This is a genomic window from Neobacillus sp. OS1-2, from assembly GCF_030915505.1.
Taxonomy (GTDB): Bacteria; Bacillota; Bacilli; order Bacillales; family Cytobacillaceae; genus Neobacillus.
The window spans coordinates 3765035-3784872 of record NZ_CP133265.1 but is presented as its reverse complement, the minus strand read 5'-3'; the positions used below and the strand labels follow the sequence as shown (position 1 = coordinate 3784872).

The window sequence follows — 19838 nt, the reverse complement described above, 5'->3', positions numbered from 1 at the left end:
TTTAGCACTCTATATACGTGAGTGCTAACCATTAATTTAATACCATATAATTTTTCCCTAGTCAAGAAAATAGAATAGGCACCCGTTGGATGCCCTTTTTATTTATGGAATGATTTTCGTCGACCTTGCCCTTTCCGCCGTATGTTGTATCCGTTTGCTTAACGGTTTTTTCAAGAGCAGTGCTAAGACAAAGCTGGCGGAAGCAAAGACTAGTAATGATAACACATCCTTTACGACAACATCCGTCACCATCCCTCCAACTGTTTCCCGAAGCATGCTCACTGCATAAGTAAATGGCATAAACGGATAGATCATTTGAAAAAAGGAGGAAGTGGTACTGACCGGAAATGTTGCCCCGGAACTAGAGATTTGCAGCACCAAAAAGATAATCGCTAATCCTTTTCCAATATTGCCAAACACCGAACATAGGGTAAACGTGATAATAACAAACACCATACTTATGAAAATACACAATAATACAAACCAAAGTTTGTCGACAACGTAAGTATGGATTAAATACAAATCTCCTAGCGACGCTATCGCTCCTTGAAAGATCCCAATCGTTAGAAATGTTAATAGTCTTCCTAAATATAGATGATAGCCCTTGTATACATTGTCTGGATTTTCAACATCCACCCTAAGGGAAGCAATCAAGAAGGTTGCTCCCACCCAAAGCGCCAGCATTGTATAAAACGGTGACATCGCTAAGCCATAGTTTGGAATCGGAAAGATCCTCTTCGTTTCCAAAAGAACAGGACTCGATAAAAAATCGCCCTCTTTTTGCGGATCATGCTTCAAAAACTGGATTAATTCGTTTACATTCACACTACCTTCGAACTTCCTTATCTTATCCGCAGCATTTCTTATCTGCGTTTCAAAACCCGGCAAATCATTGCGGGCTAAATCTGCCGCTTTATGAACTGCCTTCTCAAGTTCCGGCAGCTTTGTTTGAATAAGAGTAGACGCTTTCCGAATGTCCCCCTCAAGGGCAGGCAAATCATTGCGAACAAAATCAGCTGCCATATGTATTTTTCGTTCAACAACAGGCATTTCATTTTGGAAGAAGTCCCCTGCTTTATGAATAATTTCTTCTCCTTCAGCAACTTTTTGTTGTAGTGATAGTAGTGTTTGATTTACTTGGTTATGAATATTCACTAGTTCCTCGTTAAGCCGTGTTAATTCTTCTTGATTTTTAGATGTATTTGCCTGATCTGTATCCCCTTCTTTGGCTATAACAATCCCTTGCTGAATATTCGTTTCAATATCCTTCATATTTGCGATAACATCAGAGATGATTTCATTGATGCGGTTCAACTCTGCCAGCTTCCCTTGCACCGTCAACACCTTATCTCCCGCTTCCTTTATCCGCGGTAAATTTGCTTCCACTTTTAGGATACTGCTTCCTGCCTGCTGAATTTCAGGAATTCTTTGCTCAAGCTCAATCACTTTTTGTCCCTTTTCGCGTATTTCCAGTAGTTTTCCCTCTAGTTCAATTGCTTTTTTCCCCATTTCTTCAATTTCTGGCAGGGCCTTTTCAAGCTCAAAGATTTGCTTTTCAACATTTTGGATCGAAGGCAGTTCTTTCTCTAATTCAACCCCTGCCTGAAAAAAGCCTGAGAATAGGGCATCTCCCACTGTTTTAACAAAAGCTTGGCTTATTTGAGTAGTTAAGCTAGATGCACCTGAACTGGTAATTTTCGGAGCAACAGCGTTAATTTTTTCATTGACTCCAAATACTATTTTCGGTTTTTTCGGGTTTATTTCCAAAATACTCGTTAATTTCTTGGAAAAATCCTCAGGGATTATGAGATAGGCATAGTACGTACCTTTCTCTACCCCTTTTACAGCTTCCTTTTTGGTTACAAACACCCAGCCAAGTTTATGGTTCCTTTTTAGATTTTTTACGGTATCATATCCGACATTGATTTTTTTCCCTTGAATTTCTGCGCCAGTATCTTCGTTGACGACAGCTACTTTTATCCCTGATGTATTGCTATAGGGATCCCACATCGACTTAATATTTACCCATGCATAGGCGGATGGAAGTAACATAAGAGCACCAATTAGCAATGCAACAGCAGGAACACTGAATATATTTTTCCAATCCGTTTTGTATATAAGCCAAATTTTACCCACTTTTTCCCCATCCTTACTTTTGCATCCATTTCCTTTATCTTTTCACTAGTCGTATGGAACGATTCCTTGAAATAAGAAAATACCCTGAATCAAAATGAGTCAGGGTAAGATAGTTGTTATTCAATTTTATTATCAACCATATTTAGAGTCTTGCTCTTTACTTCTTTGGATGAAAAGCGGGGAAACCCTGTCAAGATTGCGATGATCCCACATAGCCCTATTAAGATTGGGTAGTAGGAATAGTGTAAAATACTAATCGGCGAAATACTGGCGACACCAGCAGCAACAAGGAGTTGCGCACCATATGGAATTATGCCTTGAATACAGCAAGAGAAAAGATCAAGCAAACTTGCTGATTTACGCGGATCAATTTCATATTGGTCGGAAATATCTTTAGCAAGCGGGCCAGTAATGATTATAGAAATAGTGTTATTGGCGGTTGAAAGGTCGGTTAAACAAATAAGACCGGCAATACTGAATTCAGCGCCCCTTTTTGATTTAATATTTCGTGTAACTTTGTACAGAAGGAAATCAATACCGCCGTTATGTTTAATGATTTCTACCATTCCGGCAATTAAAATGGCAAGAAACGAGATTTCATACATTCCAGCCATGCCATCGCCGATTTTCTGAATGACATTCATTAACTGATAGCTGCCATCCACTACCCCAATTGCGCCGGAAAAAACGATCCCAAGTGATAAAACAATAAACACATTAATTCCCGCCAATGCAGTAATTAGCACAGATAGATACGGCAAGATCTTGATCCAATGAAAAGACTGTTGGGTAATATTTGCTTGTTCCCCAATGGTTAAAACACCTAGAATCACACACGTTATGATGGCAGCGGGCAGGACAATGAGGAAATTCACCTTAAACTTATCCTTCATTTTCGTTCCTTGCGTCCGAACTGCAGCAATCGTGGTATCCGAAATAAATGATAGATTGTCTCCGAACATCGCACCACCAATAACCGCCGCCATCGAAAGGGCCAGCGAAATATCTGTTTGATCACTAATTCCAACTCCAATTGGAGCGAGTGCAACAATGGTTCCCATGCTTGTCCCCATTGCAAGCGAAATAAAGCAAGCAATGATAAATATACCGACCATTAATAAGTTTTGTGGTACAACAGATAACGCAAGATTAACTGTTGAATCGACGGCACCCATACCCTTGGCCACTTCAGAAAAGGCACCCGCTAATAGAAAAATTACGACCATCAGCATGATGTTTGCGTCACCGGCACCTTTCGTGAAGATTTCAACCTTACTATTAAATGAAACTTTTCGGTTCATGGCTAAAGCCACGGCAGCTGCCATTGTAATCGCCACAATAACCGGAAATTTATAAAAATCTCCTGTCACAATTCCTGCACCAAGAAAAAGAATCAAAAACACGGCAAATGGCAGTAATGCCCACAAATGCCCTTTGTTGTTAGTATCCATGATGTACCTCTCTTTACCCTTCATAAAAAACAAGTTTAAGAGTACAATAATTTATTATCTTTCGCAAGGTGTTTAGGAATATCAGAAACAATTTCCATTCCTACAATAAGTAAAAAATATTTCAGAAAATAAATAGGGATTGCCCGCTGCAATCCCAATCTATTATCATTTGAAAAATAACTAATTAGTTACCTAATAAAACCCGCCGCCACCAACAAAGCTTGCACCGATGATAATAAGCAGGATAAATAAAACCACAATCAACGCAAACCCATTTCCAAAACCGCCTACTGCACCACTCATTAAATCCACCTCCCAGCTATTACTGAATTATCTTATGTAAGGGGTGTAATTTTGTGTATAAAAAAATGGGCAGGATCTAAATCTGCCCACTAAAATAGCACTTCTTTAAAACCATTGATTTTGACATGATGGTACCGTTATTTATTTAATAAAACACTTTCAGAATCCTTTTTATAGTCATATGTGGACCTATCGACAGGAATAAAGTTTTCAGGAGTGTAGAAACGTAATAAATCTCCATTCACAACTTTATCAGAGAATGATAATTTTTGTTGAACCATTTCTTTAAATTTCTTTGCTTCTTCCAGCTTATCATCTTCTAGTTTCATCCCTGTAGTGGAATTATAGAACTTACCGTCAACAGCTGTAATCGTCGGACTCACATAATCGCCATTTCGGAAGGCGACCAGATCATCATGTTGTTCAGATAGTAGGTCTGTCCCAAATTGAACATAGTCTTTTGTTTCCGTCCCAAGCAAATGAAGGAGTGTTGGAAGTAGATCGACTTGCCCACCGTATTCATGATTTACTCCGCCTTGCATACCTGGCACTCGAATGAATAATGGTACACGTTGTAACCCTGCACTTTCAAAAGGAGTAATTTCCTTTCCAAGCACTTTTGCCATCGCTTTATTATGGTTTTCTGAAATACCATAATGGTCACCGTACATCACAATGATGGAATGGTCATATAAACCAGATTCTTTCAAGTAATCAAAGAATTGCTTCAATGCCTCGTCAGCATAACGTGCTGTCTGGAAGTATCCATCAACAGATTTATCACCCGTCGCAGCTGGTGCAATCGTCGCATCTTCTTCATTAATTGGATATGGATAATGATTGGATACCGTAATAAATTTTGTATAAAATGGCTGCGGTAAAGATTCAAGAAGCGGAATGGACTGCTCAAAGAACGGCTTATCCACTAGCCCATATTCTGCTTCATCTTCAGCATTTATTTGATAATAGTTTGAATCAAAAAACTTATTAAATCCAAATGATTTATAGATTTCATTACGATTCCAGAAGCTTCCGGAATTCCCGTGGAATACCGCAGAAGTATAGCCCTGCTGACCCAAAATTGCAGGAGCCGCTTGGAATGTGTTTAAACCTTTCGTTGTAAAAGCTGATCCTTGAGGTAAGCCAAATAATGAATTCTCAAGCATAAATTCGGCATCTGACGTTTTTCCTTGTCCTGTTTGGTGGAAAAAGTTATCAAAATACATTGTATTTTGATCCTTTATCAATGAATTTAAAAATGGTGTTACTTCTTCCCCATTTAACTTGTAATTAATAAGGAAGTTTTGCATTGACTCAAGATGTAAATAAATCACATTCATACCCTTACCAACACCGAAATAAGCTGAATTTGGCTCAGCATCATTTGATTTTGTATAGTTTATGACTTCTGTGATATCGTCACTATCAGCTAATACTCTTTGTGCAGAGGCCTGTGTACTTTTAACCGCATCATAAATCGTATAATTGTACATGCCTAAATATTTAACAATATAATTTCGATCAAAACCCCTAGTCAATAATTGAGGACGATCCATTTCTGCTAAAGAGAGATTTGCGCAAGAAATAGCCAGTGATAAGGTAAACAATACAGTCATTTTCCCACGGTGCATATCCTTGACCTCTATCTGTACAAAACGAAAAACAAGTAAGCAAATCAAAAGAATGATATCAATGAAAAATAAGAAATCATAGGGTTTTATAAGCGAACCCACACTGCCGCTTACATCACCAAAATTTTGTGTCTGCGTTAATGTCGGTAACGTAATAAAATCATTAAAAAAGCGGTAAAATAAACTATTCGCATATAATAGAAAGGATAAAAGAAAATCAATCACAATAAGTGATATATACTTTTTCCGTCCCTTAAAAAAGAAAGAGAGGCCAAGAAAAAGTAAGGCTGAACCTAACGGATTGATAAATAAAAGAATCTTTTGTAAGGAATTCTCAATGCCTAAATCAAATTGTGTTAGTTGAACGATATATGTTTTGATCCATAAGAATATTACTGTCAAAAAGAAAAAGCCAATATATTTATTAAAAATACCTTGACCCCTTTGAAGTATATTATTCATTTTCCGCACCACCTTCTAGCACACTATTATGGACTAATAATAGCCGCAATTAAATATGAGATTGAAACCAAATACTCTAACATCTATCATAACTGTTAAATATGAACAATCAATGAACAATTTGTGAACTATGAGAATAAAAAAAGATGAAGCCCTGATGTAACCGGATTCATCTACTATATCCACTGTAATTTAATGGTTACGGTTCACAAAATAATTCAATAAATGTTTCAGAAAAGTAGTATTCCGTGACACATCTTGCAATGATTCCATTGCCATGCAGTAATGCTCCCACATCTCTTTTCGAGCACCCGCAACTCCCAGGACTGACACAAAAGTTGAATGGTTGTTTACAGCGTCTAGTCCAATGGGTTTCCCTAGTAAGGTCTGATCTCCTTCGACGTCAAGTAAGTCATCCCTAATCTGAAAAGCTATGCCGGCATGGTGGGCGTATTTCTTCAATGCTTCCATCTCGAACCCACTTGCATTGGCAAGAATGGCTGGCATGATAAGGGAAGCTTCAAATGCAATTCCCGTTTTGTAAAAGCATATCCTATTCAATTGTTCGATTGACAATTGTTTACCTTTAGAATCTAAGTCCATTGCCTGTCCCTTACACATATCCGCTGTCATTTGTGCTGAATAGTGAATCAACCGAAGTACTGTATTGGAATCGAACTGTTCTAGTGATGCTTGTTCCTCTATCGCCTTTTGTGTTAGGAAAAGACCTGTTAATTCCGCTATAGCCGTGTTATATACCATGTGTAGGGTATGACGGCCTCTGCGGGTGGACGCATTATCCTGGGACGGGAGATCATCGAAAATTAAGGAGGCGGTATGCATGTATTCTAATGATCTCAGTAGTGGTACGATTGCTGTCTGATTTAAACCATATTCGTTAACTCCCATGACCCATGTCACGATAGGGCGCAATCGCTTTCCATCACCTTCCAAACTATAATTGGCCGCATCAATTATCGGGTCATTCATGAACCTATCATTTTGGGTTTTGGGAATTTTCAAGATGTTGTTAATCTGAATCCGTACGGATTCAATCAACGTTTGAAAGTCTTCCTGCTCTCTCCGTTCATTTTTCAGTGTGGTAATGATATGATCTCGAAGCAGCTTATCAAAAAAATCAACATCATCTGCTTTTCGAACCATATCTTGGATCATTCGGTTGAATTTCGAATTTCCAGTGGTAAATAGCGTCATCACTTCATTGTATTTTTCCATTCCCACGCGTTCTTTAAATCGTTTAAGGCCATTGATGGCACGATCTAAAATGACCTCACATGCCTTTGTATCTGAATGATAGACGGAATGTAACAAATGGGAGATGACCGTCCAATATAATTCAAAGGGATTGATCAGATCTGGTCGCTTATCATGATATTTCATATAGTACGTATAGGGGGTCACTGCACCGGCCTTCATGTCATCAAACATATCAGCAAAATCATCCGCCAACTGGTTGTAAATGCCATAAAAGAAGGTTCGGCTGCTAAATCCCTTATCCTCGGGAGCGCTGATGACAGAACGGACAATTAAGCGGGAGGAAGATGATTTTAAAATGATTGGTATGTAAACATCCTCATTGGTGTAATTTGCATTGGATAAATCCTTTACCCGATCAACTTCCTGCGACTGGAAAAAAACATAGGCTTCTTCGAAAAAGGTTTTTCTTGTTTCCGGTCGTTGCTGGGCCTCGATATACTCAAATGCCTCTTTGAGTTCTAAGTGAATATACTTGATCAAATTGGCATTACTTCCGGTCCACTCGCCCAATTCCGGTACAGCCCCGGTAATTAGTGTGGTACGGATCATTTGAGAATATTGTTTTTTCTCTTTATCGGATAAAACTTCTGAATCCAGTAGGTCATCAATGAAGGGATATGTCAGGCCATAAGAATAGCCCAACCTAATGGCCTCATCTAGTTTCTGTGCACGTTCAGTAGAGGATAACTCGTCGTTTAGCTCTTCCATTACGTGCAACAAAACACCCGCAATGATTTTGATCAATTTTCGCTGGGCCTGTTCAGCATCCATCCCTATTGGAATATGGGAAGATACCGTTTTTAATTTGTCCATCATCCAAATAATAGTGGATTCAATCCCTTCCTTTTGCGCCCACCTGTATAACCAAGCCATGCTAAATGCTTCCCTTTTCTCTGCACGATTAGTAGTCAGAGCATTTTTCAAACTGTCCACAACACGCCTAATCCTTGACTGTGTTTCAGTTGTGTCAAGAGCTTTGCCTAGATCCCTCATAAAAATATATGAAATACTCCGATCAAGATAATTATCCAGTTTTCCGGCGTAATCCAACCATTGGATATACGTGTGATACCCCTCAGAATCAGGTTTTCTCCTTCTGCGCAAAAATAAGGATAGTACTGGATGGTGATGAATATGGTTGTGTTTCCATGATTGGAAATCTTCTGCTAGGGTAGCAACATATGACCTTTTTGAGACTTGAACATATAGTGATTTAAAATAATGAGCAGCCCTCTTCTCAGCTACCCGATAGCATTCATCGGTATTTATTCGTAACTCCGTATTCATACAATCCATTACCCCTACTTCTTTATGTTCTCTTAAACATGTTTTGTAAAATATACCTGTCATGATTAATTATACAAGCATTTTTCTATATAACTATCAGAATATATTTATATTTACGACATAATGATTTTATAACTCGTTTACGAAGCGAAAGAGTGAGAAATATCATTTTGTCGAATATTCATGAACATTTTAAAAAATTATTCCCTACCGATTGGGTACACCTTTTTACCGAAAAAATATTTTAAACACCTTTTTACTCAATCCCGTCCAAATTGAACTGTAAAATAATGAAAATACAAGAATGAGAGCTGCCATTTTGAAATCAAATGTACGGGATACAGAAGGCCCTAAAATAGGAAATTGAAGGACGTATAATAAAGTCAGAATCCCCAGCGTTAATCCAATCCCTCCAACAAGTGAAACCATTATCCAATGGTTCCACCATTTAAAAGCTGCTCCAAGTGAAATTCCCAATAATCCGGTGGTGAATGAAAAAACCAATAACTCACTAGGCTGCAAAATGGTCAATAATAAAATCGTTATCATGTAGGACATAATGCCAATTCTTAACGAAATCATCGCTGAAAGAACAATCGGAAGTGTAGCCAAGATACTACATGCATAACCAATTCCAACAACTACTCCGCCTGACTGAAAAAGGGCTGCAATGGCAGCTAAAACTGACCCTAATACTAATTTCTTAGTATTTGTATATTGATTAGCCTCTACCTCTTGGCAGTTAATGTACGATTGATTGCGTTCTAAACGATTCTTCAACACATCCACCCCCTATAATAGGAAATGCCGAGGTCAACCCGCATATGATGATTTTTTCTAGATCTTACATCCATTACATTTTTCGCTAGTAGAATTCCTCGTAATTAGGCTACAAATGATAGGAACTATCACAATTCATAAGAAAGTGACGATGGAAACTCCACATACATAAACAGGAATGTGAGAAAGAATATTGAATTATACTCTTACAAGGAAGTTAACCTTGTACCAAAATGGAAAGGTTGTGAGTTTATGAGAATTTCGGATCTACAACCTAAGAAAAACCTCAGTTACATCTTCGTTCAATTTCCAGGAATGAAAATGAATCTCCCTATGCTCTCAAGCGATAAGGAAAAGGTGGTGAAGGAAGAAGTTGCCTTATGTGTCCAAGTAAACAGGAATAAAAAGGTTGATCAATTATACTTTGTCAGGACACAGAGTATAAAACCTTTTGATTTTACAGATGGAGGAAGTGGAGCTAAGGCATCTTATCGGGTTATCAAGCCAAAGGAAGACTCCCAAGTAAAAGCCCCTCTGGATTTCGTCACAGTTATTACAGATGAAGTAGAAATTGTTCAAAAGATAACGAAAACGGGATATCACTTTATTTTGATGGTAAATAATCGTGAAATTGGAATAGTTGCGTCAATCGAATTAGAAGTTTTACAAACAGAGAAAGAAGCCGTACAACAGAAAGAGAAAATGACAGATAATGTTACGGTTACCTCCATAAATAAGAAAAATAGGACTGTCTTTGGAAGGAATGCCAAAAAGAAGATATTCTGGGGAGGCAAAATCTTTGAGGATATTGTTGCGAATAAGCCAATCCGAATTCTATTGGAGGGCGGTAAAAGAACAGTTACAGTCTTTTCTCCTGCCGCGTTAGACTTTCTCGGTCCAGGTGATAGGAACCATTCTATTTTTAACATGGGGGGTGTTAGTGAGATTTGTCCTTATTGGACTATACAATTTCATACTGAATAATCGAAATTTGGAGGATGAAATGGCTCATCCTATTCGATTGAATACATTAAAATGATAAGGAAAGGAATTTAGCTAAAAGAATCATTCTCTGAATGGAGTATTAACCTATTGGGACTTAACTCACATGTTAAGTCCTTTTTACTGTAACCATTTCTTTTTCACCATACACGTCCTCTTTTTAGAGCGTTTTTATTAACTTAATTTCGCCATTCTTGGGAATTAATTCAGTAATATTTTCAACTTTATTGTCTATTTTTTGATGTTCGCGCATACCTTTTTCATATTTCATAAAGGAACAGCAAAATAGCTTTCGTTCAACTCTTCCCTTTTCCCCAATTAAATTAAACCATCTTTGTCCAACATAAAAAGGATTCGTTAGGATTCGATCAACAACAAAATATATACGGTCATTTTCTTCGTTGGTTTCTATTTTTGTCTTTGACGAAAGAGCCAATACAAAATAATTTTTAAACCTATCCAATTCTAGTAATTCAAGGTGGTACTTTCCAGTCTGTCTTTGATTGAATTCCTTTAGAACCGTTTTGATACTTTTTTCAACATCTATTTCATATTTACTGGCGTCCCTCCAGCTCGACAATCGAGAATTATAAATAGTCAGCGTTAGGATATAATGCGAGGCATAATTTTTCGGATCAAATACTTCGTTCCCATTCGTTTTTTCATTGACCGGTGTAACTATAAACTTTTTATAATCCGCAAAAAAATTTTCGTTCATACCGCATACCTTCTTTCTTACATAGATTGGGATGGAAGGATGAATAAAATGGTTCTTTACCGTTGCATTCTGATTCTTTAATTGTTTTGTATTATATATTCATTATTAAGATTTAAAATCCTGCCTTTTCATCCAAAAACCAACATTTTCCTAGCATTTTAATCAAAAAGTCCTATTATTAAAATCAAAAATTGTCGGGGTTTTGCGACAATCGAGAGGTTAGATCGCAAAAAAGACACAACTAGCAAAAAAGCTAGTTGTGCCTTTTATTTACATATTGTGACCCATCGTTGGCATGTCAGAAACAACCGTTGGATCAACCATTCCGGCAATCATAGCAATATGTGCAAAGATTAGAAACATACCAACAAAGACCACGTGAACTTTTAATTTTTCTTCTTGAGATTTGTTTTTAGAAATAATATTTACATCCAAAAGTGCCATTCCCAGCAATGGAATTATTCCAAGTAAGTAAAACCCAACTGCAACTACATCAATCCATCCATGCCATTCTCCTTTTGATGTAATCGGAATAACAGCATTAATTAGTAAGTAAATAAAAATACCAGTAAAATAAAACCCAACAAAAATAGAAGTTATTTTGTTAACTAATCTTAATTTACCAGAGAGATTTCTAGTAAACAAAATGGCTAATTCTGTTACAGCAATTGTTTCAGCACAGATAACTGGTATTGCCATAAAAATAATCAGATTCCATGGTTGATTATCTGCTAGTAAGCCCATATAATGTGTCATGTTCATTCACTTATATCCTCCTAAAACATCCTGTTTTGTTTGCAGATTGATTATAGGTTTAGGATATAAAGATACGATGAAGAATCTGTGACAAAAACATGACTTATACTCTACTTGAATATAAATATTGAAAGTGAGATTTTTCGGTCATCCACGACTTTTCCTATCAATTATCTTTCCTGAATAACTTCCTCACCTTGGTAAATCCGAAAAGCTGGAACAATCGTATCTGTAACGATTTCTTTACCTTTTTCACGTATGAAGTCCAATTTATAATAGGCAGCAAATCTTTGGCTTATTTCAGTTTTCACCAGTTCGGGCGGGGTCACCACGATGAATTGGAATTTCAGTTTTTCAGCAACTGCAAAAATAGGGTCAAGCACATGTGCTGAAGCAGCTTGTCCAAATGGATTATCACAAACTAAAGGAACCCAGCTATGGTCTGTTTCACTCTTTACGGATAATAACATCATCATCATAACCATACGTGCTGATAGCTTTTGCCCCCCACTTCCATCCAACTTCGTCTTTGAACCTTGATTAATAGTCTGCCATGTTGAATAATGCTCTCTTTGCGGTTTTCCGTACATAAAGGCATTATCGGTTCGCATATTATAGACTAGCAATTCAGGATATCGATTTCTTAATGATACAAACAAAATTTGTTCATCACTAATATGCTGTTTTATTTCTAAGTCTAATGCTTGATTATTATTATCAATCATATCAAATTGTTTCGTAATTTTGTTAATGGCAGTTACAAAATGCTGCCTCAGCAGTGGTTCAATATCTTCAGCCTTTTTTGGCAAGATATCTTCTTTTAGCTGGACTAGCGGAAAAGAGCCTCGTTCATTTTTCAGCTTCATTTTCGCAACCATGGAACGAATCGCCTCTGAAATGCCCATCACTTTCATGCTGGCACGGCTTGCCCAAAAGTTTTGTGCCTTTTCTGCCCTTTCTTTGTCACGTTCTAGTTGTTCCAATCCGCTTTGCGAAAAACGTTTCATATTTTTAACAATGGTTTGAATATGCGAATAATGCCTTGTATCCATATGGTCCAGCGTTGTTACTACTTCATTTTTAAAACGAATCTCCCAGTCTTTGCCTTCAATCGTAAGCTTTAAATTGCGCAATGATTGTTCGATTTTCGCATGCTTTTCTTGGCCTTCTTCTAGAATAGCTTGATGTTCTTCACACCAGAATAAGATACATGATTTTCCCTGATTCTTAATTTTTTCTACATCCTCATTCGTGAATACTGCAGCTTCCTCCTTTAGGATTACCGATAAGGTTAATAAATCCCCTTCGAAACCTGCAATATTCGTTTCTGTTTCTTTTTGGCGTTTCTCCGCCCGCTTTACCTCCTCATTCGCTATTTTCATTTGATCCTTAATTTCTACAGCCTTCACTTCTAAGTCAAGGTCCTCCCATTCTTCAGGACGCTTTTCATGCTTTGCCATCTTTTTTCCTGACTTTTCACGCTGTTCGGCCGCATGCTTTAGGGACGTTTCTGCTACTGTTACAGCAGTTCCTTGTTCCCGTTCATCTTTTTCTGCTGTCTTTACTTCCTTCTGTGCAGCTTGCAGCATATTTTCTAAGATACTGATTGGTTCAGATGGTTCCGGAGTATCTTTCCAATCCACGTTAAGAGCAGAGAGTTTTTTCTCTAATTTCTTCTGCTGCTTTTGTTCGGTTTCTTTTTTCACTTGAATAACCAGTAGTTCTCTCGCCTGTTCTTCTTTTGATTTTTGAAGCTGTTTAAGCTCTTCAATACTTCCGTTAATCTCTTGTACCATATGTAGTGAAAGATGCGGGAACTCTTCACATTGATCTGCTTTATTATCGGTAGGAAAAACTGCCTCTTCAATAAAGAAGGCGATTTCCTTGATATTTTGTTCAGTAGTAAGCTTCCATTCTACATATGTTTGATTCCACTGGTTTTGCAGTTCAACAGTATTTTGGTGCACGATTCCTATTTCTTGTTGCTGAGAATCCAAAGCTTCCCTAAGATTCTCCTTCTCTCGTTTCACTCGTTTATTTTCTTGATGAACCGTTTTTTCTTCTTCAAAATTCTCTAATATTTCCACATCTCTTGTAATCTTTTCAATCTTTCGATGTGTCTTTTCCAAATGTTCTTTTAGCCCAAGCTCAGTTTCCTTCTCTTTTTCTATTTTTGTTTTGATTTCCTGTAATTTCATTTTCAGTGAAAGAAGTGCGTTTTGTTCCTGTGTAAAAGCCTTTTCGATTTCACTCGAAAGCTCACTTGATAAAAACCTGTCGATTTCTTTTAAAATACGACGTAAAGATGTTTCCGTCTTTTCAAGTTCAATCAGAGTACCTTTCTTTTCTTCGATTTGCTTTGTAATCCTTATTTTCCAGCTGGTAAATTGATTTTTATCACTTAATAGTTCTTTCTCGGTTCCATTAATAATCACAAAGGAGGGTTGGTGTTTTTCGCTGTTCATTTCTTCACGCAAGAAAATCGGAACAGGACTTTTAAACATTCTACTTGATAGAACCTGCTGATTAATTTTTTGCCATTGCTGTCCATTTACAACCAATCCGTATGGAAGAAGCGGATTGATCAATAGGGATTTCACCATTTCCTCAGTACTTAATGATTGAAGAAATTGTGTTCCATAAAACACATCAATCCCAGTCTTTTCATCGATCCATTCCTTTAATTCTTTCACATCTTTATTAGCGACCCAGAAAGGCTCATCATTTAAGGAATGGTCGAGTTGCGTTTCCCATAGTTCTTTTTTTATCTGTTCAGCTTGTTGAAGGTTATTGGCCAGTATTTCTTCTATTTGTAAGCTATACTTCGATAAGAGTGAATGAGTTAATGGCACTGTGACATCCTCAATTAAACCAAGAAGCCGATCCACAAGTTTTGCCTCTTTTTGCTTTTGCACATCATTGGCTGCCTTTAATTCTTCACATTTTTCTTCTGAAAACTGAATAGATTTGCCGAGGGTACCATGTGTAGTGGCAAGTTGGTTTTGCTTTTCACTTGATTCTTTGTCTTTTGCTTGCAGCTCTATTACCATTGCCTTTTTATCTTCAATTTGTTTAATAAAATTCTCGATTAAACCCTTTAAATCATAAGTTAAGCGATCGCCAAATTCTTGGATGAGTGCTGCTTCCTTAGACTCAAAGGTATGTATTTGTGTATAAAGGAAATCAATTTCAGAACCAAGCTTTGCCATGTCTTTTGTCTTTTTTTTATCCTGCTCCGACAGCTCCATTGCTTTTTTATTTAAGAACTTTTGATACCCAAGGTACTGTTTCATACCTTCTTGTATCGATAAATAGGCTTGTTCCCATTGCTTTCTAGCTTCTTGTTTAATTTCATCTATTCTTTGATTCACATGCTCTAAGCCGCTATTCTGTTCTAATGTCGCAATCTGTTGTGAAAGAGCACGAATACTTTGTTCGTATTCACTCCACTCTTTTACTAAAACGACAAAGGCAAGCTGTTCTTTTCGTTCCTGTTTTTCTTTAACGATCGCTAGTAGGGAAGTATGTTTTTCCCTTTCTTCCCCTAATTTTTTATCCCAATTCATGACCTCTCTATGTGCCATTGCATATTCTAAATTATCTTTTTGATAACGTAAATCTGCTTGCCTTGTCGTTAATTTCTCCATGTCCTTCTCTATTGAAAGCAGCGTTTCTTCTTCCGATTGCTTCAAATGCTCTAAAGCACCAAGTAGTTGTCTTCCTGTCAGTATACTTGCAAGAGCCATTTCTTTATGTTCAATTCCTTTAGTTAAGTGCTCCTCAAATGGGACAATGTCTTCTAAAAACTCTTTATGCGCTTGCTCTCTTTTTAAGAGAACAGGTAGATCCTTCGCAATACTTGCCTGGCTTTTAAAAATTTCCACGAGATCGTCCTTGTGATGTTCAGTACGATGTAAGACTTGACTCACAGTCGGTATGATTCGTTTTTGGAACAGGGAATGATCATCCTCTGCACCCTCAAAGTATTTCCCCACACCGCCTTCGTCCTTATTAATATCCTTCATAATATCCCAGTCTTTACGATTAATTCCGTAAGTATCAAGAATGCGATAGTGCTTCTTCGTATCTCGGTAAACATCAAAACCATTCCATTTTAAATAGTCCTTCAAACCCTCTGCTTCGGCAACCTCACCATTTTCGTAGAGTGGAATATGCTCAAGGGCTGCCTCTTCTTTCCGATCAAATTCCCTTGTATAAAAGGTAATGTTTGGGAGTATCTTCGCTTCCTGTTCCAATGTTCTTCCTTCATTCCCACTATCATCACTCATGGAAATCCGCTGTTCGGCTGAGAACATCCCTCCGGTTATCAAATGCCTGCGATCCGCACCGTCTAATTCCCACTGAATAAGAACATGAAAGGTATAGGGAATAAATTGCTCTTTATTATTAAAGAAGAATTGCTGATAATAACGATTGTTTTGTTTTCCCCACGAAGTTCCTGGTTTAAGTATTTGGAAAATGGTTTGAAGGAATACACCCTTCCCGCCTCCATTCATCATCGCAATGAGGCCATTTGTTGATGTCTTTTCGTTATGGAAATTAAACGTGGTATCTTTATACTGCTTTTGCATGCCATCATACTTTAGGCCGACAATTCTAATTCGATGGATTTTCGGCATGCATATCCTCCTCTGTTGTCATTATTTTTTTAAAAACTTCATAACGGTCATAATCATGATATAGGTATTCAATACGCTCAAACAGCTCCGTTTTTGGAATCACCCTTGGAATATCGTCGCGGTCAAGGATGACAATCAGCCCCTCCGTCTCTAATAACCGCATGGCGCCCGCGATTAAACCAATTCTGGTTCGTCTATTGCCTTTTTTTAATCCGTAATCCTCTGTGTCAACCTCCATGTATTTCCATGTGGTCACCACTTCCTTCATATCAATTCGTTCTTCTTCTCCAAAAGTCGGTTTTGTTTTTAGAATGCTATCCCATTTCATTATTAGGTCGTTGACATGCCGTTCTAATGCATAGTAGCTAATCCCTTCCCGCTTTGTACGGATTTTTGCAGCCTGATTTTGATCGATAGCTGCTAAAAAGGCCATTAAGACAACGCTAATCAGATGAAAGTGTTTTTTCGTTTCAACCTGCCGATGCTTTTCCTTCAAATGGGTAAAATTCGTAGCAAACACGGATCCCGTTGGCTGGACCACTAAGTGGATCCGTTTAGGCGATTCAATGATATATGTACCTGATTCATCAGCTAATAAAAGAACGGTCTGTCTCACTTCCGGATCAAAATAAGTCTGAAAGTGCTCACTACTATCATCGATAACTTTATCTTTTAATAATGTAAAATAGACGGCCGATGCTCTTTTGACACTTTCTGCATTCATCAATTTTCCTCCTTTACACAGATTTTGAAAGGGGTCATTTTCATTTGATACCATAGAAAAGGCTCCGCCCGATGGTCAAACATGGTATAAATCTTCAAGCCTTCAAACAGTTCAAATTGTGGATATTCCTTCATTAGTTTATAAAGAAGAATTTCCCTTTCATCGCTTAATGTCTCTACCTTTCGGTGCAGCACTTGAACCTTTAGCGGCTTTTTATCGAACATCATCCACAAATCTATTGTTTCAGATTCTTCAAACCATAAATCCTGCACCTCTAATGGCAAAGACTTTAAATCCGACAACGAAAACTCTTTGTTTGTTTGTAAAAATTGAAATACATAACTCCATGCCTTCATTACTGAATCCCAGTTGGTCACATGCTGACGAGTCATGCTTTCTTCAGCCTCATCCTCTATTACAGCTTCCGTTTCTTGTTTTTCATCGAATTCTTGTTCGCCCCAAACCCAATCAAGTGGCAAAATAAATTCATTCTTCGGTGAAAATAACGATGAAAGGACACTCTCTATGTCCATAAAACGATGAACACCTTCCTTCATGAACCAATTTTCATAAATATGCTCACGAAAAGATACCAAACTGTTTTCCCAAAACAACGAAGGGTTTTCCGCCTTTAATTTCATCTCATAGGAAATATTTTGAATGACAAGCTTCGCAAATCGATCATGCAATTGCCTTGTATGGCCAATTTTTTCTTGGAGAAGAATCAATTCTTTCTGTATATAATCATCTTCTTCATTCCTTCGTTTCGTCTTGTCTATCATACTAGTAATCGTACGGAAATGATTTTTTTCTTCTTCGAATTGCTTTTCAATTTCAACCCGATTATCGGCCCTCTGCCATTCCTCTTCCATCAATAAGATTTTGGGATTGTTGACCATTTCCTTTTGATAAGTGAATTCATTTGCCATTAAGCGGTTTACACGTGAAACGAGGTGATCGAGGTTTCTTGTTGCCTTGCGAAAATTACCGTTTTTTATCAGTTGCATACTATAAAGTTGTTCAATCGTAATGGAGAATTCCTCAGCCATTTCCCTGCTCATGAAAATCATTTCCTGAGCAACATCAGTGAGTTTATAAACAATGGAACCGCCAATCTCTAAATTCGTATATAATTCATCCATTGTGACATACCGAAAGACCTGAGTTTCCCATGTTTGTCTTATTTCATCGTAATATAAGGATTCAAACGGTTTACTATACTCCTCTTTCCCCTGATACAGGAGTCCACTTGTAATCCGTTCAATTTGCTTCTCGTCTGCTAAAAGCTTCATTTGTTTAATCGAGTCTTCTACTATATATTTGATATCTGATTTGCGTCTGCTATCATCATCATTTAACTCTTTATAAAAGATAGTAAGGAGCACTTGCATGAGAATGGTTTGGATATGCGGCTTCAGTTCACCTACTTCCATTCCCCTCCCAAGCTCAAACAGTGGATTTAATCGTTGCAGACGCTTGCCAAACCCTTCCCATGATTCGTTCACTGCCATCTCCTCCATGTTTCTATTGTTAAAACTTCTTGAGGGATTCGCTTATTATCCTGCCATAATTGCCATAATAGTGCTTGCTCATCTTCCGTAAACCACTGAAAGAATGCATCACGATATTTAAGATTTGATGTTTGACCTTGTTTCTGATCATTCTTTTGCTCTAGGCAGTCCAGCATTTTTCGATAAATTTTTAAGGCAGGCTGTATACAGCATTCCGGGTATTTTTCTATGAGCCTAATGAAAATCCCGTATCCTGCGGCATCTAAATCACCAGTATAATAGAATAGATAGGGTTTCGGTGGAAACATTCGAAAGAAAAAGGAAAAGCTTCGTTCAATTTTTGTTCCTTCACCATAAATAATCAGTTCTGGTTCATAATCGAGTTCATTTGCTTCTACTAACTTAATGGAAGTATGGAAGAATGATAGATTCTCGACAATCAGTACCCTTTGAATATCTTTTATTTCTTTCCCTTGTTTCATCCAAAATACAAAAGGCTCCCCGTAATTCACTATTTTTAGCTGCTCATCTGATACGCCAATTCTGGCTAAAAATCCTTTTCCATCGGGAAAGTTATCACTGTCTAGTAAAAATTTTTCATGTCCGAATAGCTCCAGGCTTCTTTCTTCGAATGAAACAGGTTCCCGTCCATGACTGGTCTTTAGAAACGTATAGACATGCTGGACTCGATTCCATTCATCCTCCGTTTGCCATTCGGGATGCCGTTCATAAAAGGAAAAATCAAACTGATCCCTTAATTTCATCATCTCAAGACGATTCCATTTGTCTTTCTCTGTCTTTATATTTATCCAGTAATAAAGGGGCAGCGCTGGTGTTTTTCCATTATATTGATTATTTTGAATCGGACTCAGTTGTCCTTCCGCCTGCAATGTTTCAATGGCACGATAAAATAAGGAATATCCATCCATTTCAAAATAATCATCCAAAAGCCTGCGTAACTGAATTTCTAAATCGTTACTATTTATTTTCCTCTTTTGGTTAGGGTGTTGAATATCAGCAATAAACCCTCTCACCCGAGCTTCAATGACATCGATTGTCTTCACCTACTTTAATCTACTAAGTATCAAAGGAGTCTATTTCGACTCCTACTATCAAATTTCGACATCCTTTTATTATAAACTAGTTGCGTAATGGTTGG

At 37.5% G+C, this 19838-nt stretch carries 13 protein-coding genes; 1 reads left to right on the top strand and 12 read right to left on the bottom strand.

Annotation, left to right across the window (positions count from 1 at the left end; genetic code table 11):
- Positions 1–102 precede the first annotated feature (102 nt).
- The 6 genes from RCG19_RS18810 to RCG19_RS18785 form a co-directional block, all read right to left on the bottom strand.
- Positions 103–2136, bottom strand: a complete 2034-nt coding sequence (locus tag RCG19_RS18810; RefSeq protein WP_308108345.1) for a YhgE/Pip domain-containing protein — start codon at positions 2134–2136, stop codon at positions 103–105.
- Between the two features lie 116 nt (positions 2137–2252).
- On the bottom strand, positions 2253–3587 hold the full coding sequence (locus RCG19_RS18805; RefSeq protein ID WP_308108344.1) for a Na+/H+ antiporter NhaC family protein: 1335 nt from the start codon (positions 3585–3587) through the stop codon (positions 2253–2255).
- Between the two features lie 192 nt (positions 3588–3779).
- Positions 3780–3890: a YjcZ family sporulation protein gene (locus RCG19_RS18800; protein ID WP_166242005.1), complete on the bottom strand. Its 111-nt coding sequence runs from the start codon at positions 3888–3890 to the stop codon at positions 3780–3782.
- Positions 3891–4027: 137 nt separating this feature from the next.
- Positions 4028–5983, bottom strand: a complete 1956-nt coding sequence (locus RCG19_RS18795) for a lipoteichoic acid synthase (protein WP_308108343.1) — start codon at positions 5981–5983, stop codon at positions 4028–4030.
- A gap of 192 nt (positions 5984–6175) precedes the next feature.
- Complete coding sequence (locus RCG19_RS18790) at positions 6176–8557, bottom strand: polyprenyl synthetase family protein (RefSeq protein ID WP_308108342.1); 2382 nt, start codon at positions 8555–8557, stop codon at positions 6176–6178.
- A gap of 219 nt (positions 8558–8776) precedes the next feature.
- Positions 8777–9328 carry a YybS family protein gene (locus RCG19_RS18785; protein ID WP_308108341.1) on the bottom strand — a complete coding sequence of 184 codons (552 nt, stop codon included), beginning with the start codon at positions 9326–9328 and terminating at the stop codon, positions 8777–8779.
- Between the two features lie 252 nt (positions 9329–9580).
- Here RCG19_RS18785 and RCG19_RS18780 point away from each other — a divergent pair, with 252 nt between their 5' ends.
- Complete coding sequence (locus tag RCG19_RS18780; protein WP_308108340.1) at positions 9581–10312, top strand: hypothetical protein; 732 nt, start codon at positions 9581–9583, stop codon at positions 10310–10312.
- Positions 10313–10490: 178 nt separating this feature from the next.
- Here the strand turns inward: RCG19_RS18780 and RCG19_RS18775 are convergent, their stop codons facing one another.
- From RCG19_RS18775 to RCG19_RS18750, 6 genes are all read right to left on the bottom strand, one after another.
- On the bottom strand, positions 10491–11048 hold the full coding sequence (locus RCG19_RS18775; RefSeq protein WP_308108339.1) for a hypothetical protein: 558 nt from the start codon (positions 11046–11048) through the stop codon (positions 10491–10493).
- Positions 11049–11318: 270 nt separating this feature from the next.
- Entirely contained in the window at positions 11319–11810 is a 492-nt protein-coding gene (locus RCG19_RS18770) for a DUF6803 family protein (protein WP_166241990.1), read from the bottom strand.
- Between the two features lie 164 nt (positions 11811–11974).
- Entirely contained in the window at positions 11975–16444 is a 4470-nt protein-coding gene (locus RCG19_RS18765; RefSeq protein WP_308108338.1) for a coiled-coil domain-containing protein, read from the bottom strand.
- A complete protein-coding gene (locus RCG19_RS18760) occupies positions 16422–17168 on the bottom strand; it encodes a DUF6063 family protein (RefSeq protein WP_308108337.1) in 747 nt (248 codons plus the stop codon). Before RCG19_RS18760 ends, RCG19_RS18765 begins: the two co-directional genes overlap by 23 nt.
- Positions 17168–18679 carry a hypothetical protein gene (locus RCG19_RS18755; RefSeq protein WP_242637876.1) on the bottom strand — a complete coding sequence of 504 codons (1512 nt, stop codon included), beginning with the start codon at positions 18677–18679 and terminating at the stop codon, positions 17168–17170. Before RCG19_RS18755 ends, RCG19_RS18760 begins: the two co-directional genes overlap by 1 nt.
- On the bottom strand, positions 18670–19743 hold the full coding sequence (locus RCG19_RS18750) for a Wadjet anti-phage system protein JetD domain-containing protein (protein ID WP_308108336.1): 1074 nt from the start codon (positions 19741–19743) through the stop codon (positions 18670–18672). Before RCG19_RS18750 ends, RCG19_RS18755 begins: the two co-directional genes overlap by 10 nt.
- Positions 19744–19838: the final 95 nt, after the last annotated feature.